General features: G+C 61.7%; 15 protein-coding genes. 9 read left to right on the top strand and 6 right to left on the bottom strand.

The features are described from left to right. The first annotated feature begins 75 nt into the window (after positions 1–75). The 4 genes from AACY25_RS07155 to fba all read left to right on the top strand — a co-directional run bounded on the left by AACY25_RS07155 (position 76) and on the right by fba (position 3,127). Complete coding sequence (locus tag AACY25_RS07155) at positions 76–1,239, top strand: phosphoglycerate kinase (protein ID WP_339523401.1); 1,164 nt, start codon at positions 76–78, stop codon at positions 1,237–1,239. 127 nt (positions 1,240–1,366) lie between these two features. Further along, positions 1,367–1,555 (top strand): hypothetical protein, encoded by a 189-nt coding sequence (locus tag AACY25_RS07150; RefSeq protein ID WP_339523399.1) that lies wholly within the window; start codon positions 1,367–1,369, stop codon positions 1,553–1,555. 12 nt (positions 1,556–1,567) lie between these two features. Then, complete coding sequence (locus tag AACY25_RS07145; protein WP_339523397.1) at positions 1,568–1,894, top strand: MliC family protein; 327 nt, start codon at positions 1,568–1,570, stop codon at positions 1,892–1,894. Between the two features lie 168 nt (positions 1,895–2,062). Then, complete coding sequence (fba, locus tag AACY25_RS07140) at positions 2,063–3,127, top strand: class II fructose-bisphosphate aldolase (RefSeq protein ID WP_296222065.1); 1,065 nt, start codon at positions 2,063–2,065, stop codon at positions 3,125–3,127. Between the two features lie 112 nt (positions 3,128–3,239). On the opposite strand, the gene AACY25_RS07135 is transcribed toward fba, so the two are convergent. Continuing rightward, the gene (locus AACY25_RS07135; protein WP_339408899.1) at positions 3,240–3,926 is read right to left on the bottom strand and encodes a polysaccharide lyase family 7 protein; all 687 of its coding nucleotides are present in this window, start codon (positions 3,924–3,926) and stop codon (positions 3,240–3,242) included. A 514-nt stretch (positions 3,927–4,440) separates the two neighbouring features. Between AACY25_RS07135 and AACY25_RS07130 the strand changes: the two genes are divergently transcribed. Beyond that, positions 4,441–4,773 carry a hypothetical protein gene (locus tag AACY25_RS07130; protein ID WP_339523395.1) on the top strand — a complete coding sequence of 111 codons (333 nt, stop codon included), beginning with the start codon at positions 4,441–4,443 and terminating at the stop codon, positions 4,771–4,773. A 3-nt stretch (positions 4,774–4,776) separates the two neighbouring features. Here AACY25_RS07130 and AACY25_RS07125 read toward each other — a convergent pair whose 3' ends face one another. After that, positions 4,777–5,745 carry an alpha/beta hydrolase gene (locus AACY25_RS07125; RefSeq protein WP_339523393.1) on the bottom strand — a complete coding sequence of 323 codons (969 nt, stop codon included), beginning with the start codon at positions 5,743–5,745 and terminating at the stop codon, positions 4,777–4,779. A gap of 176 nt (positions 5,746–5,921) precedes the next feature. On the opposite strand from AACY25_RS07125, the gene AACY25_RS07120 reads away from it, so the two are divergent. The 3 genes from AACY25_RS07120 to AACY25_RS07110 all read left to right on the top strand — a co-directional run bounded on the left by AACY25_RS07120 (position 5,922) and on the right by AACY25_RS07110 (position 8,093). Beyond that, a complete protein-coding gene (locus AACY25_RS07120) occupies positions 5,922–6,377 on the top strand; it encodes a hypothetical protein (RefSeq protein WP_339523391.1) in 456 nt (151 codons plus the stop codon). Positions 6,378–6,408: 31 nt separating this feature from the next. Beyond that, positions 6,409–7,509: a PQQ-dependent sugar dehydrogenase gene (locus tag AACY25_RS07115; RefSeq protein WP_339523389.1), complete on the top strand. Its 1,101-nt coding sequence runs from the start codon at positions 6,409–6,411 to the stop codon at positions 7,507–7,509. 80 nt (positions 7,510–7,589) lie between these two features. Continuing rightward, a complete protein-coding gene (locus AACY25_RS07110; RefSeq protein ID WP_339523387.1) occupies positions 7,590–8,093 on the top strand; it encodes a M48 family metallopeptidase in 504 nt (167 codons plus the stop codon). A 165-nt stretch (positions 8,094–8,258) separates the two neighbouring features. Here the strand turns inward: AACY25_RS07110 and AACY25_RS07105 are convergent, their stop codons facing one another. Then, positions 8,259–8,492: a DUF2789 domain-containing protein gene (locus AACY25_RS07105; protein ID WP_339408893.1), complete on the bottom strand. Its 234-nt coding sequence runs from the start codon at positions 8,490–8,492 to the stop codon at positions 8,259–8,261. 152 nt (positions 8,493–8,644) lie between these two features. Between AACY25_RS07105 and AACY25_RS07100 the strand changes: the two genes are divergently transcribed. After that, the gene (locus AACY25_RS07100; RefSeq protein WP_339523386.1) at positions 8,645–9,400 is read left to right on the top strand and encodes a substrate-binding periplasmic protein; all 756 of its coding nucleotides are present in this window, start codon (positions 8,645–8,647) and stop codon (positions 9,398–9,400) included. Here the strand turns inward: AACY25_RS07100 and AACY25_RS07095 are convergent. From AACY25_RS07095 to AACY25_RS07085, 3 genes are all read right to left on the bottom strand, one after another. Beyond that, positions 9,397–9,879 (bottom strand): GreA/GreB family elongation factor, encoded by a 483-nt coding sequence (locus AACY25_RS07095; protein WP_339523385.1) that lies wholly within the window; start codon positions 9,877–9,879, stop codon positions 9,397–9,399. The two genes, AACY25_RS07100 and AACY25_RS07095, sit on opposite strands and share 4 nt — an antisense overlap. Continuing rightward, positions 9,876–12,047 carry a YccS family putative transporter gene (yccS, locus tag AACY25_RS07090; protein ID WP_339408890.1) on the bottom strand — a complete coding sequence of 724 codons (2,172 nt, stop codon included), beginning with the start codon at positions 12,045–12,047 and terminating at the stop codon, positions 9,876–9,878. The genes AACY25_RS07095 and yccS overlap by 4 nt, the downstream gene beginning before the upstream one ends. A gap of 146 nt (positions 12,048–12,193) precedes the next feature. Next, positions 12,194–14,017: an SLC13 family permease gene (locus tag AACY25_RS07085; protein WP_339523384.1), complete on the bottom strand. Its 1,824-nt coding sequence runs from the start codon at positions 14,015–14,017 to the stop codon at positions 12,194–12,196. Positions 14,018–14,089 lie beyond the last annotated feature (72 nt).

Raw genomic sequence — 14,089 nt, 5'->3', positions numbered from 1 at the left:
CTGTTTTTAACGCAGTATCGCCGACGTGCAGCCGCTTGTGGTTTGGCGCAACCAGCCCCCGTGAAGGACTGATATATGACTGTTCTGAAGATGACCGACCTCGATCTCGCCGGTAAGCGCGTGCTGATCCGCGAAGACCTCAACGTGCCGGTAAAAGACGGCGTGGTGAAGAGCGACGCGCGCATCCTCGCCTCCCTGCCGACCATCAAGCTGGCGCTGGAGAAGGGCGCTGCGGTAATGGTCTGTTCGCACCTGGGTCGCCCGACTGAAGGCGAGTTCAGCGCAGAGAACAGCCTGGCCCCCGTCGCCGCCTACCTGAGCAAGGCCCTGGGCCGCGACGTGCCGCTGGTTGCAGATTACCTGAACGGTGTCGAACTCAAGGCCGGTGAGATCGTGCTGTTCGAGAACGTGCGCTTCAACAAGGGCGAGAAAAAGAACGCTGACGAACTGGCCCAGCAATACGCCGCGCTGTGCGACGTGTTTGTTATGGACGCCTTCGGCACCGCTCACCGCGCCGAGGGTTCGACTCATGGCGTGGCCAAGTTCGCCAAGGTTGCTTGCGCCGGCCCGCTGCTGGCGGCCGAGCTGGACGCTCTGGGCAAGGCCCTGGGTAATCCGGCCAAGCCAATGGCCGCTATTGTTGCTGGCTCCAAGGTGTCGACCAAGCTCGACGTGCTCAATAGCCTGAGCCAGATCTGCGACCAGCTGATCGTTGGCGGCGGCATCGCCAACACCTTCCTCGCGGCTGCCGGTTTCCCGGTCGGCAAATCGCTGTACGAAGCCGATCTGGTCGACACCGCCAAGGCCATCGCTGCCAAGGTCAGCGTGCCGTTGCCGGTCGATGTGGTGGTGGCTAAAGCCTTTGCCGAAGACGCCGAAGCCACCGTCAAGCTGGTGGCCGATGTGGCCGAAGACGACATGATTCTGGATATCGGCCCGCAGACCGCCGCGCAGTTCGCCGAGCTGCTGAAGTCGTCGAAGACCATTCTGTGGAACGGCCCGGTTGGCGTGTTCGAGTTCGATCAGTTCGGCAATGGCACCAAAGTGCTGGCCCAGGCCATCGCCGAAAGCCCAGCGTTCTCTATTGCCGGCGGTGGCGACACCCTGGCGGCCATCGATAAATACGGCGTTGGCGCGCAGATTTCCTATATCTCCACCGGTGGCGGCGCCTTCCTTGAGTTCGTTGAGGGCAAAGTGCTGCCGGCTGTGGAAATGCTTGAAGCCCGCGCCAAGGATTGATGCGCGTATCGGTGTGATCGGCGCGTGGTCAGCATGGCCCTGCTAGGGTGAAGGACGAGTCTCTGAATCTGCGCGGGTAATCCCCGGCAGATCGGGTTTTCTGAGTAACCAAGCAAGGAGTGTGACCATGGGCAGGTTTGTCGTGTGGGTGGTTATGGGTTTGTTGTTGGTCGGTTGCGCTGATCATGTCCGGGAAGAGACCTGCAAGGTCTTCAGTCCTGCGCAGATCGAGACGCCGAGCAATCAGAATGATCAGCGTATTGATAGTCACAGCGGCAGTGGTGCCGACGGCGGAATGCCGGATCAGCGCTGCTGACAGGGAAAACGGATGACAGGGAAAGGATGGGTTGGGCTGGCCGCCACGATGCTGTTGCTGGCGGCATGTGCCAGCCAGCCGGCACCGAGCGATGCGTGGACTCGCTGGGTCTGCGACAGCCAGGTCGAAGTGCTGTGGCGCTTTACCGATAGCAGCCGCGAAGCAGTCGACCTGAGGTTGGGCGGCGGCGATATCGTTTACCGCCTGGCGCTGGAGCCCGCGGGCTCTGGCGCGCTGTACAGCGACGGTGTGCTGGCCTTCCACACCAAAGGTGATGAGGGCCTGGTTTACCGGGTGGCCGACAACGACCTGATCGGTCGCGGCTGCGAGGCGCAGTAGCGGACAAGATTGATGGTGGGCCTACGTGGCCCTCCTGGCTTTACCCTCGCGCGCCGCTGGTGTGCGAGGCGGGAAGGGCGCAACCCCTGGCCCCAGAAACTTGAACACGGCACGCCCCTGCGGCAGGCTGGTAACGATTAACGATCCTTTACGGGAGACAGGAAAACCATGGCACTTATCAGCATGCGTCAGATGCTCGACCACGCCGCCGAATTCGGCTACGGCGTGCCGGCCTTCAACGTCAACAACCTCGAGCAGATGCGCGCGATCATGGAAGCGGCTGACAAGACCGATTCCCCGGTGATCGTCCAGGCTTCCGCCGGCGCACGTAAATACGCCGGTGCGCCGTTTCTGCGTCACCTGATCCTGGCGGCCATCGAAGAATTCCCGCATATCCCGGTGTGCATGCACCAGGACCACGGCACCAGCCCGGATGTCTGCCAGCGCTCGATCCAGCTGGGCTTTAGCTCGGTAATGATGGACGGCTCGCTGAAAGAAGACGGCAAGACCCCGGCCGACTATGACTACAACGTCGCCGTAACTCAGCAGACCGTGGCCTTTGCCCACGCCTGCGGTGTGTCGGTGGAAGGTGAGCTGGGTTGCCTGGGCAGCTTGGAAACCGGCATGGCCGGCGAAGAAGACGGCGTCGGCGCCGAAGGCGTGCTGGATCACAGCCAGATGCTCACCGACCCGGAAGAAGCCGCTGACTTCGTCAAACGCACCCAGGTCGATGCCCTGGCCATCGCCATTGGCACCAGCCACGGCGCGTACAAGTTCACTAAGCCGCCGACCGGTGACATCCTCGCCATTGACCGTATCAAGGAAATCCACAAGCGCATTCCCAACACCCACCTGGTGATGCACGGCTCCAGCTCGGTTCCGCAGGAGTGGCTGGCGATCATCAACCAGTACGGCGGCGATATCAAAGAAACCTACGGCGTGCCGGTTGAGGAAATCGTCGAAGGCATCAAGTACGGCGTGCGCAAGGTCAATATCGACACCGACCTGCGTCTGGCGTCCACCGGTGCCATGCGTCGCCTGATGGCCACCAACCCGAGCGAGTTCGACCCGCGCAAATTCTTCGGCGCCACCGTGACCGCTATGCGCGATATCTGCATCGCCCGTTACGAAGCCTTCGGCACCGCCGGCAACGCCTCGAAGATCAAACCGATCTCCTTGGAAGGCATGTTCCAGCGCTACGCCAAGGGTGAGTTGGCCGCCAAGGTGAATTGATCACTGCAGCGTCAATCGCTCAAGAAAAAGCCCGCTGAATTCAGCGGGCTTTCTTTTTGCAGCCTCCTGTTAGGGAGAACCTACGTGGATCGCATTGCTGCTGATGTGCGACCTACTTGGACGCTGGCTCAGTGGTCACATGATCGACCTTCAGCACGTAGAACGTCGCCGCACCGGCTTCGGTTTCATAGCCGCTGTTGTCCTGGGTGTAAACGCCGGCCTTGAAGTACAGCGGCTTGGGTGCCCACGCAGGATCAACATGGGTCGACCATTGCGTGCCCTTGACGTTTACCGCCAGCAGCCCTTTGGGTGTCAGGCGCAGGGAGTAGGTGAAGCGCTGATTCAGCTGGACGCCACTGAGTACGGTGATCACCTGGCCCACCTCATCCAGTGGGTGGGTGCGCACTTTGGCGACGATATTGGCGGTGCCGGTCTTGGTCTTGTATTGGAACTCCAGCTTCACCATTGGCTTGTTACTGCCGTGGGCGTGAATCTGACCGATCACCACCTTGCCGGTGGAGGGCACCTGAGTAACGGCTACGGCCGCGCGCAGGATGTTGTCTGCGCTGGGGTAAGTCCAGTTACGCAGTTTGCCGTCGGCATAGGTTTCGCGCAGCTCGCTACGGGGATAGCTGGCATTGCTAGTGGTTGTGCCATTGACGGGTGCCCAGAAAATAATCGAGCCGTCATCTGACTTGAAGTAATAATCCTGATAGCCGCCCGCTAGCAGCGGGGTCTCGATGGTGGTTGCCGGTACACCGACGGGAATGGAGAGGTTCCAGATTGCAAGATCGATCATGACTGAGTTCTCGATAGAGAACTTTCAGTCGGGCATTTCTCATCCGCGAGTTAGTAGCGATGTACTCGGCATTCCGGCCTGTGTGCTCGAACTAAAAGTTAGGGCTAGGGAAAGGCGGCAGGGGTGCCGCATCGCTCGACGGCCTGGGCCATCGAGACGGAAGGCTTTATACGCGTGATTGAGGTGGTTGTTAATTGGTCTTAGCGTTTTTCTTGACGTCAAAAAAATGTTTACTTGGCGTTTGGCTATTATTTTGCCAGTAGAAAATAGACGTGAAAAAAGCGTGTATAAAATTCACGCTTTGAAAATAAAGGAAAGTTTTCTGAGTAAGGCGTCAGTTTTTTGGAAGGCAGGCAGGGGTGGGCGTTTTTCTATGCGCAAATATCCGACGAGTGGATACATAGTGGCTTACCGGCGCCGGGCTTTTAGGCCGTTTTGGTGGGCAATTTTTTCTGCCCTATTGGTTGGTTGTGCAGGACCTGCACGATTAACACCAGTACCGTTAGCGGCACCCTTGCCGAGCGATCCGCAGGCCTGCCTTACTCGCGCAGAGTGCAGCATCAAACTGTCACGTACGCTGCTCTTTGTCTTCGATTATGCCGCTGCTGGCGCGCCGTTGGTGCAGCGTGAGGGTCGGCTGCTATTCACTCCAGCCGATGCGCCAGTCACGGACTGGCCGGCGCTGTATATCCATCTGGCCGAGGCTGAGCAAAGCGCCTTTGCCTTTAATGGGCAGTGCCGGACAACCGCCTGCCGCCTGACGGTCGAACAGTTGCTGCAGATTTACCGCAGCTACCTGGCGGACAAACCTTGTCCCATCAGCGCGGCAGTGTGCCGTGTCGACTAGCACTTAGGATTTGTCCGGCAAGTTGGCCAGAAACGCCAGAATCGCTGCCTGTACCCGTGGCGTGTCATTCGGCGAAAGGATGTCGCCAGCCAGTACATGGTGCGACGGGTCCTGGGTGTCCTTGAGGGCAATCAACTGTTTGTGCGGCGAACCGAAGCGGGCGAAAGCTGTTTCGATAGCGGCGGCGCTGACCACCTGATCGTCGTTCGAATAGATGGTCAGCAGCGGCGTCCTGATCTGCTCCAGTGGCTGTTCACGCACATATTTCACCAGCGCCATCATCGGCAGCAATGCCTGCGCCGGGTAGCGGTGGCTCCAGTAACGCGCCTGCTGCGGGTTATGCGGCTGCCATTGATGCTCAGGGCCCAGCAGCAAGGGTACAAACTGCGTGGCCCAGGGCCAGGTCAGCACGGTGGCGGCCGGGTCTTTGGGAGCGAAATTTGGCGACACCATGATATAGGCCAGCACCTGCGGGCTATCGCCCTGTAGCGCGAGCCAGGTGGCGAGGGTGGCGCCGGTTGAGGTGCCGATCACCAGCACCTGCTTGCCCAGGCGCTGACCTATCTGCAGCGCTTCCTGGCTGTCCTGCAACCAGTCGTTCACGCTAGCCTCGGCCATTGCCGCGCCGCTGCGGCCGTGACCGTTCAGGCGGGTATAGAACAGGTTGGCGCCCAATTGCTGGGCCAGTTGATTGCTGAGCGGCGCGGTTTCCTGGCGGGTGGCTGAGTAGCCGTGCAGGTAGATGATCGCCACATCGGTTTGGCGTTGGTCCGGGTGGGCCCAGACGATAGTTTTTTCTGCCCCAGGGGTAATGTCCGGGTGGCGCGCTTCGGCCTCGGCCAGGTAGCGGTTGAGGTCAGCGGGCAGCTCGACAGGCTTTAGTTGTATGTCGACTGGCGGCACAGGACCGAGGCCGAATGCCACGGCGAGCAGCGCGAGGGTCAGCGCACAGTAGAACAGGGCTTTTTTCATCGTGCAGTTCTTGTATGGGTTGTTGGCAGGCGGGTTGCTGGCATTGTGCTACAGCAGTCATAACTGCGCCTATCGCCCATTTGTGGGCTTGGTAAAACCATGTAAAACACCGGCCACGTGCCGTGCGCTGTGCTGGTCCATACTCGGGCCACCGTCGTCTCTGGAAGTCCGCCCGCATGCCGAGCAAATTGCGCACTCTGTTGTACTTCTTTATCGCTGTGTTGCTGACGAGTGTGGCGGGCAGCGTACTGCAGACGCAGTTCAATCTGGCCAACCTGCAAGCACTCGGCGCGCCCATGCCGCTTGGCGTGCGCGCCCATACCACCTGCCTGGACCTGCTGGGCTTTAGTCCGACTTTCGCGGTGTTGGTGATCCTCGGTTTTCTCTTTGCCTTACCGGCGGCGAGCCGGCTGGCACGCGCCTGGCCAATGGGACGCTGGCTGCTGTTTATCCTGGCCGGAGCCATCGCGGTGCTGGCGGCGATGGCGCTGGCCAATGCGCTGCTGCCGATGCCGACGCTGATCGGCGCCAACCGCAGCCTGGCCGGCACCCTCGGGCTGATGGCCTGCGGCAGCCTGGGCGCGCTGTTATTTGCTGTGCTGGTGCGGCGTTCATCGCCTGCGCAATCCTGATTTATCCCTCTGCAAGCAAAAGGCCCGAACCATGTTGAATACGTCCCGCGCCCTGTTGTTGCTTGGTCTGCTTGGCAGCAGCCTGGCGCACGCCATGGATTACCGCATCGAAACCGTGACCGCAGGCCTGGAGCATCCCTGGTCGCTGGCCTTCCTGCCGGATGGCCGCATGCTGGTCACCGAGCGAGTCGGTCGCCTGCGCATCATCGAGCAGGACGGCAGTCTGAACCCGCAACCTGTCGGCGGAGTGCCCGAGGGGTTTGTCGCGGCCCAGGCCGGGCTGATGGAGGTGCTGCTTGACCCTGAGTTCGCCAGCAATCAGCAGCTTTATCTGAGTTACGCCTACGGCACTGCCCAGGCCAATAACACCCGTCTGAGCAAGGCGCGGCTGGTCGATGGCCAGCTGCAGGACGCGCAGGTGCTGTTCAGCGCACAGCCGGCCAAGTCCGGTGCCGCGCATTACGGTGGGCGCATGGCCTGGCTGCCGGACAACAGCCTGGTGCTGACCCTGGGGGATGGTTTCGACTGGCGCGAGCAGGCCCAAGATCCGAGCAACCACCTCGGCAAGATCGTGCGCCTCAACCGTGATGGCAGTATTCCCAAGGACAACCCGCTGGTGGGCCAGGCCGGCGCGGCGGCGGAGATCTACAGCCTGGGCCATCGCAACGTGCAGGGCATCGTCTATGACGCCGCATTGCAGCGTCTATACAGTCATGAGCACGGCCCACGCGGAGGCGACGAGCTGAACCTGATCGAGCCCGGTAACAACTATGGCTGGCCGCTGATTACCTTCGGTGTGGATTACACCGGTGCGCAGATTTCGCCCTACACCGAGCTGCCCGGCTTGCAGCAGCCCTTGCTGCAATGGACGCCCTCGGTCGCACCGTCGAGCCTGACCCAGTATCGCGGCACGTTGTTCCCGGAATGGCAGGGCGATCTGTTTGCCTCGACCCTGGCCGAGCGCAGCGTGCGCCGCATCCGTCTGCAGGATGGCAAGCTGGCCGGTGAGGAAGTGTTGTTTGAAGAGTTGGCCGAACGTATTCGCGATGTGCGCGGCGGGCCGGATGGCGCGCTGTACCTGCTCACCGACAGTGCTGACGGCCGCCTGCTGCGCGTGGTGCCGAGTCAATAACCACGTCACCAAAAGCGGCACCCTGATACGTGCAGCTTTTGGCATAATCCACGGCCCTATCGTGCCGCGTCACCTCGACCATGACCCCGCTTAAATACCTGCAAGGCTACCCGGCTCAGCTGCAAGACAAGATTCGCCAGCTGATCGCCGAACAGCGTCTGGGCGACTATCTGGCGCGATCCTATAGCGGCAAGCATGCGATCCAGAGTGACAAGGCGCTGTATGCCTACATCCAGGGGCTCAAGCAGGAACATCTGCGCAATGCCCCGGCCATCGACAAAGTGCTCTACGACAATCGTCTTGACCTGACCCACCGCGCCCTCGGCCTGCACACGGCGATCTCGAGGGTGCAGGGTGGCAAGCTCAAGGCGAAGAAGGAAATCCGCGTGGCTTCGTTGTTTCGCGAGGCCGCGCCGGAGTTTCTGCAGATGATCGTGGTGCACGAGCTGGCGCATCTGAAGGAAGCCGAGCACAACAAGGCCTTCTACAAGCTTTGCGAGTACATGCTACCCGGCTACCACCAGTTGGAATTCGACCTGCGGGTGTATCTGACCTGGCGCGAATTGCCGGGCACGGTTCCCTAGAATCTGTTTACGATCTCGCGAGCTAAAGCCATGCAAGGCGCTACGCCAGTAACAGCCTTCGGCTGGTCAAAGCGGCGAGGAAGCGGAGTTTTCGTGCTGTAAATGAGCATTCCGAGCCTGTTTTTAACGCAGTAGGGCCGAGGCGCAGCAGATCTTAAGCAGGTTCTAGCCCCGCAGCCGTAAGTTGAGCTGATCCACCACTTCGGCCCATTCGGCGTCGGCCAGCAGTTGCTGGCGGAGGAAGTCTGCCTGGGCCTTGTCCCAGAACGGCGCGTCGGCCAGCAGGCAGTCCTCCGCTAGGGGTGAGTGACGCTTGATAAACAGGTCGATGCTGATCGGGTCATGCTCGAGACCCAGTTGCTGGAACAGTGTTTCGAGTTCTAGAGTGTTGGTTTGCATGAAGATCTCCCCTGAAAGCTATCGGCTGATAGCCCTTTAGTCGACCAATAGATGCGTAAACAGTTGCATGATGATGCACTGCTCCACTTGCGTATCCGATTGACCTGCTAGGCTGGCAAATACCGCCATCCCGTGGCTGAGGCCGCTACTCCATGTGTTCGAACTTTCTGCGCCGGCTGTCGCTGGCGTTTTGCTGTGTGCTGCTGATCGCGCCCCTGTCTGCGCGCGAATTGTTGGCGGTAGGCAGCAACTTTCCTGGCGTGTTCGAGCAGAACGGCAGCGGTTATAGCGGCCTCGCCACCAGCGTATTACGCCAGGCACTGGAGCCGTTGGGCTATCAGGTTCGTTTCGAGCTGCATCCCTGGGCCCGTGCACAGCACATGGTGGCGCGCGGTGAGGGCGATATCCTTATTGGGCCCTACAAAAACGCCGCGCGTGAGCAACTCTTCGCCTTTTCCGCTCGGCCCTTCTACCGCGATCACATCGTTTTTTACCGCCCACGTGGCCGCGGGTTGCGTTGGGATGGCGACTATCAGCAGCTGCTCGGTCGGCGTATTGGTGTGGTGCGTGGGTGGGTCTATGGCGCGCATTTCGACAGCCGGCGAGAGCAGCTCAAGTTAGTCACCGTGCAAGGCGTCGAGAATGGCCTGAAGATGCTCGGCGCCGGTCGTCTGGACCTACTGGCCAGCAATCAGCGCAATACCCAGCCGGTGCTTGTGGCGTTGGGGTTGGCCGATAAGCTTGAGCAGCTGGAACCGCCGATCGACCTGCAGGATGGTTACTTCGCCTTTCCCCGCAAGGACCGCTACAGGCCTTTACGTGAGGAACTCGACCTGGCGCTGGAGCAGATGATCGAGCAAGGCCGGCTCGCGCGGTTGGCTGCCGACTGGAAAGTGGATATTCCTTAAACCACCCGCACAATCTCCAGCAGTTGCACGCCGCTGGCCACCCGTAGGGTCACCTCGTCGCCGACGGCCTTGCCGAGCAAGAGCTGCCCAAGTGGCGCGTGCGGGCCGATCACCTGAACGGCCTGGCCGTCCTGTTGCAGTTTCATGGCTGCACCGTCCGGGCCGAGGAACAGGCATTGGTGGCGATCTTCGTCGTCGCTCAGCTCGATCAGCGCGCCGAGCTGGATACCCAGCAGTGGGTCGAAATTCCGCAACACCAGCTGCTTCCAGTTCGCCAGAGTCTGGCGAATGGCGGCCGCGCGGCGTGCTTGCCCGGTAGCCAGGTAGGAAGCCTCCAGGCCCAAGGTGTCGTACTTGTTTTCAGCGATGTTTTCTTCATGGGTCGCCGTTTCATAGGCAGTCTGCGCCGCCTGCTGGGCCTGCAGCAGGTCATCTTCGAGGCGGGCGATAACCTGTTGCAGCAACTGGGATTTGTTCATGCGTGGCTCTTCAGTAGATGTGCGGCCAGGGTGCGCAGCGGCCCGAGCTGGCGGCAGATCAGCGCCAGCTGGGTTTGCACCAGGCGTTGCTGGTCATCCAGGTCGTCGCTGAGTTGTTCAAGCTCGGCCGCCAGTTGCTCTTCGGCGTCACTGTGGATGGCCACCGGGCGCTCTTCGTTCAGGCAGCTAGCAATTTCCTCCAGGCTGGCGGCCAACTGGCTGGCGCTGGCCAGTAGCGGGTTGTCGCTGCCGCTCAGGCTGGTTTCGCCACGGTGCGCGCCGAGTCCCGAGAGGTAACTCAGGAGGGTGTGTGAGAGCACCAGAAAGCGAAAGCCAATATCCGCCTCCTTACGAAAGTGCCCCGGCTCCATCAGCATATTGCCCAGGGTGGTCGACAGCGTGGCGTCGGCGTTGTGCGCGTTGCGTCGGGCCAGGCGATAGGCCAGGTCGTCGCGCTTGCCGTTGGCGTACTGGGCGATGATCTGCTGCAGGTAGCGGCTGTTGCAGCTCAGGGTGCTGGCAAGCAGGCGATTCAGGCGCCGGCCCTGCCAGTCCGGCAGGATCAGCAGCACCGCCAGGCCGGCGATCAGGCTGCCGAGCAGGGTGTCGACCAGGCGTGGAATAAACAGCCCGTAGCCATCGCCGACCTGGTTGAAGCAGAACAGCACCAGCAGGGTGATGGCAGCCGTGGCCAGTGTGTAGCGGCTGCTGCGCAGGGCGAAGAACACCACCCCGGCGACCACCGCGAACAACGCCTGCACCAGCGGGTTGGGGAACAGATCGAACAGCGCCCAGCCAAGTAGCAGGCCGAGCACCGTGCCGCTGATGCGCTGCATCAGCTTGAGCCGGGTCGCGCCGTAGTTCGGCTGACAGACGAACAGCGTGGTCAGCAGAATCCAGTAGCCCTGGGTCGGGTGGATCCAGTGCAGCAGGCCGTAGCCGACGGTCAGGGCGCAGGACAGACGCAGGGCGTGGCGAAACAGCAGCGAGGTCGGCGTCAGCTGTAGGCGCAGGCGTTCCCAGACATCTTTGAGTGACTGCGGCTCGCGGTCGAGCAGGCTGCTATCCTGCTGCTCCGCCATGGCGTCTGGGTTGCTGGCGTTGCCCAGCAGGGTATCCAGGCTGCGCAGGTTGCCAGCCAGGGCGCCGAGGGAGCGCAGCAGGTGACGCCAGGCCGGGTTGCTCTGCACGCGCAGGTGTTCGAGGGAATCGTGCAGGTCGTCCAGCGCCTGGCGGCACAGCTCGCGGTATTCGAACGGCTGGCGCAATTCGATGGCTTGGGCCAGGCGCTGGCAGGCTTCGCCATGCAAGCGCAGCAGGCGCTGGCAGCGAAACAGCACATCGCTGTGGAAGAACGCTTCGGCCAGCTCGTTGTAGGGGTAGTGCGAGGAGCTGGCGCGTTCGTGAATGTCCTGGGCGAGAAAGTACAGTTTCAGGTAGCGGCTGACCTTCGGCCCCGGCCGGCCATTGCCGACGCGGTGCAGGATGATTTCTTTGGCCGCATTCAGCGCGGCCACCACGCGACCGTTCTGTTTGGCCAGGGCCAGGCGGCGCTCTTCCACGTCCAGCTGACGCAGCGGCTCGAACAGCGCCGCCTTGAGCTTGAGGTACTGGCCCAGCTCACGAAACAGCCGCGCCAGGCTGTGCTGCACCGGCTGGTTGGCGAACAGCGTATTCCACAGCACGGACAGCAGGCCATACCAGGCTGCGCCCGCCACCAACAGCAGAGGCTCCTGCCAGAGGCCCGCCGCGCCGCCGCGCTGCTCCACGCCGATCATGCTGTACACCGCGAGAATCAGCGTGGCTGCGCCAAGGGTGGCGTAGCGTTCGCCGAGTGCGCCGAGCATGGTCAGGGCAAAGCTCGACAGCGCCAGGGCGCAGACGAACAGCCAAGGGTAGGGGAACAGAAACTCCACCGCATAGGCCGCCACGCTGAAGCAGCCGAGGGTGACCAGCAGTGCCACCAGGCGGCCTTGCCAGCTGTCGTCGGTTTCCGCCAGGGCGCTGGCGATGACGCCGAGAAACAGTGGAATCAGCGCATGCATCCAGCCCTGCGACCAGCACAGCAGCAACGCCCCGCTGAGGGCGATATACACCCGCAGGCTGTAGCTGAATTTGTCCTGGGCCCAGAGGCGACGAAACGAGTGGCGAAGTGAGGGTGGCGACATCAGGCGGTGGCCTTAGCGTGAAACGTACGCGCAAGACTAAAGCAATAACCCGGGCTACGGCACGCCCTGTTGCCAGGCTTGGGCCGCCAGGCAGTGAAGGCACTTGGCGAGCCCGGTAGGCTCTGCGTTGAGCTGAGCGCTCTGCATCAAAGCGGCCAGACCAGCAGCAACAGCGGTACGCTGATTGCCACCACCAGAATTTCCATTGGTAGGCCCAGGCGCCAGTAATCGCCGAAACGAAAGCCTCCGGGACTAAGAATCAAGGTGTTGTTCTGGTGGCCGATGGGGGTCAGGAATGAACAGGACGCGCCGATGGCCACGGCCATCAGCAAGGCATCCGGGTTGACGCCGAGCTGGCTGGCGGCGCTCAGGGCAATCGGGCACATCACGGCAGCCGTGGCGGCGTTGTTCATAAAGTCCGAGAGGGTCATGGTCACCACCAACAGCAGCGTCAGTACCACCACCGGATTACCCTGGGCTAGGTGCTCCATCAGCAGGCGCGCAAGCAGGTCGGCCGCACCGCTTTCGGACATGGCTCCGGCAATGGGAATCATGGCGCCGAGCAGCACGATCACTGGCCAGTCGATGGACTCATACAGCAGGCGCAACGGCACCACGCGGGCCACCATAAAGACCAGCATCCCGGCGGCGAACGCCACGGCTGCCGACAACACGCCGAACGCCGCCAGCGCCACAGCCAGGAGCATTACGCTAACCGCAAAGCCGGCCTGGGTCGGGTTGGGGATGCTGATGGAGCGGTCAGCCAGTGGTACGCACTCAAAGTCATTGGCGAAGTCGGCGATATCGCCCGCTTCGCCCTGTACCAGCAAGACATCGCCTTGTTCGAGCTGGGTCGACCGCAGTCTCTTGATCGAGCGATGGCTCTGCCGCGAGATCGCCAGCAGGTTGATGCTGTAACGGTGGCGCAAATGAATATCGCTGGCGGTCTGACTGACTAGCCGAGAGTCCCGGCGCACCAGCAATTCTTGCAGCACTCGTTCGTCGTCGCTGCTGTCTTTCTTCTCCTCGGTCTTGGTTTTCTCGGCCGTGCCTGCATCAGCGTCTTCATCGTCCGCTGCCTGCTTGGCCGCTTCGAGCGTCAGCCCCAGGGTGCTGAGGACCTCTCCCAGAGATTCCGGCTCGGCCTCGATCACCAGCACGTCATCAGCCTGAAGGATGCGCCGCGGGTTGGGTGCCGATAAGCGCAACTTGTTACGTACCATGCCCACTACCTGGGCATCGGCCTCCTCCAGCAGTTGTTCGACCTCACGCAGGCTCTTGCCCACGGCGTTGGCATCTTGCTTGACGCGGGCCTCGGTAATGTAAGTACCGGTGTCGAAACTGGCGACACCGGCCACCTCGCGGCGCGGCACCAGTCGCCAGCCGATCAGGCTAATAAACAGTACGCCGGCCAGGGCCACGGCGACGCCCACCAGGCTGAAGTCAAACATGGCGAACGGCCCTGCGTCGGTCTCGGCCCGGAAGCTTGAGACAATTAGGTTGGGCGGTGTGCCAATCAGGGTGGTCATTCCTCCCAAAATGGTACCGAAGGCCAGTGGCATCAGCAGGCGGCCGGGGGGCAGCTCTTGCTTGCTGGCGATTTTCAAGGCAATCGGCATCAGCAGGGCTAGAGCGCCGACGTTGTTCATAAAGGCCGATAGCAAGGCGCCCAGGCTGGTCAATGCAGCGATCGAGAGGATGGGGCCGGCATCAACGGGTAATATTCGCTGAGCCATGGCGTCCACCGCGCCGGTCCTCTGTAAACCGAAGCTGAGTACCAGCACACAGGCCACGGTGATCACTGCGGGGTGGCCAAAGCCGATAAACGCCTGTTGATCCGGCACCAGGCCGGTGATCACGCAAGCCAGCAGGGCGCCGAGCGCGACGATGTCATGACGCCAGCGGCCCCACAGAAACAGGCCCATGGTCGCGACGAGAATGGCGAAGATCAGTCCTTGCTCTTGGGTCATGGCGATACGCTTATTCGATAGAGGTTAAAGATGGCGGTTTAGCTATGCCCGGCCGATAGGCGGCCTACACCA

The organism is Pseudomonas sp. EA_35y_Pfl2_R111, assembly GCF_963970955.1.
Classification (GTDB): Bacteria; Pseudomonadota; Gammaproteobacteria; order Pseudomonadales; family Pseudomonadaceae; genus Aquipseudomonas.
This window is presented reverse-complemented; position numbering and strand designations above follow the sequence as displayed.

Bases quoted from the DNA above. Each gene is read 5' to 3' on its own strand.
- AACY25_RS07155 (WP_339523401.1), top strand. From the start codon at position 76: ATGACTGTTCTGAAGATGACCGACCTCGATCTCGCCGGTAAGCGCGTG.
- AACY25_RS07150 (WP_339523399.1), top strand. From the start codon at position 1,367: ATGGGCAGGTTTGTCGTGTGGGTGGTTATGGGTTTGTTGTTGGTCGGT.
- AACY25_RS07145 (WP_339523397.1), top strand. From the start codon at position 1,568: ATGACAGGGAAAGGATGGGTTGGGCTGGCCGCCACGATGCTGTTGCTG.
- fba (WP_296222065.1), top strand. From the start codon at position 2,063: ATGGCACTTATCAGCATGCGTCAGATGCTCGACCACGCCGCCGAATTC.
- AACY25_RS07135 (WP_339408899.1), bottom strand. From the start codon at position 3,926: ATGATCGATCTTGCAATCTGGAACCTCTCCATTCCCGTCGGTGTACCG.
- AACY25_RS07125 (WP_339523393.1), bottom strand. From the start codon at position 5,745: ATGAAAAAAGCCCTGTTCTACTGTGCGCTGACCCTCGCGCTGCTCGCC.
- AACY25_RS07120 (WP_339523391.1), top strand. From the start codon at position 5,922: ATGCCGAGCAAATTGCGCACTCTGTTGTACTTCTTTATCGCTGTGTTG.
- AACY25_RS07115 (WP_339523389.1), top strand. From the start codon at position 6,409: ATGTTGAATACGTCCCGCGCCCTGTTGTTGCTTGGTCTGCTTGGCAGC.
- AACY25_RS07110 (WP_339523387.1), top strand. From the start codon at position 7,590: ATGACCCCGCTTAAATACCTGCAAGGCTACCCGGCTCAGCTGCAAGAC.
- AACY25_RS07105 (WP_339408893.1), bottom strand. From the start codon at position 8,492: ATGCAAACCAACACTCTAGAACTCGAAACACTGTTCCAGCAACTGGGT.
- AACY25_RS07100 (WP_339523386.1), top strand. From the start codon at position 8,645: ATGTGTTCGAACTTTCTGCGCCGGCTGTCGCTGGCGTTTTGCTGTGTG.
- AACY25_RS07095 (WP_339523385.1), bottom strand. From the start codon at position 9,879: ATGAACAAATCCCAGTTGCTGCAACAGGTTATCGCCCGCCTCGAAGAT.
- yccS (WP_339408890.1), bottom strand. From the start codon at position 12,047: ATGTCGCCACCCTCACTTCGCCACTCGTTTCGTCGCCTCTGGGCCCAG.
- AACY25_RS07085 (WP_339523384.1), bottom strand. From the start codon at position 14,017: ATGACCCAAGAGCAAGGACTGATCTTCGCCATTCTCGTCGCGACCATG.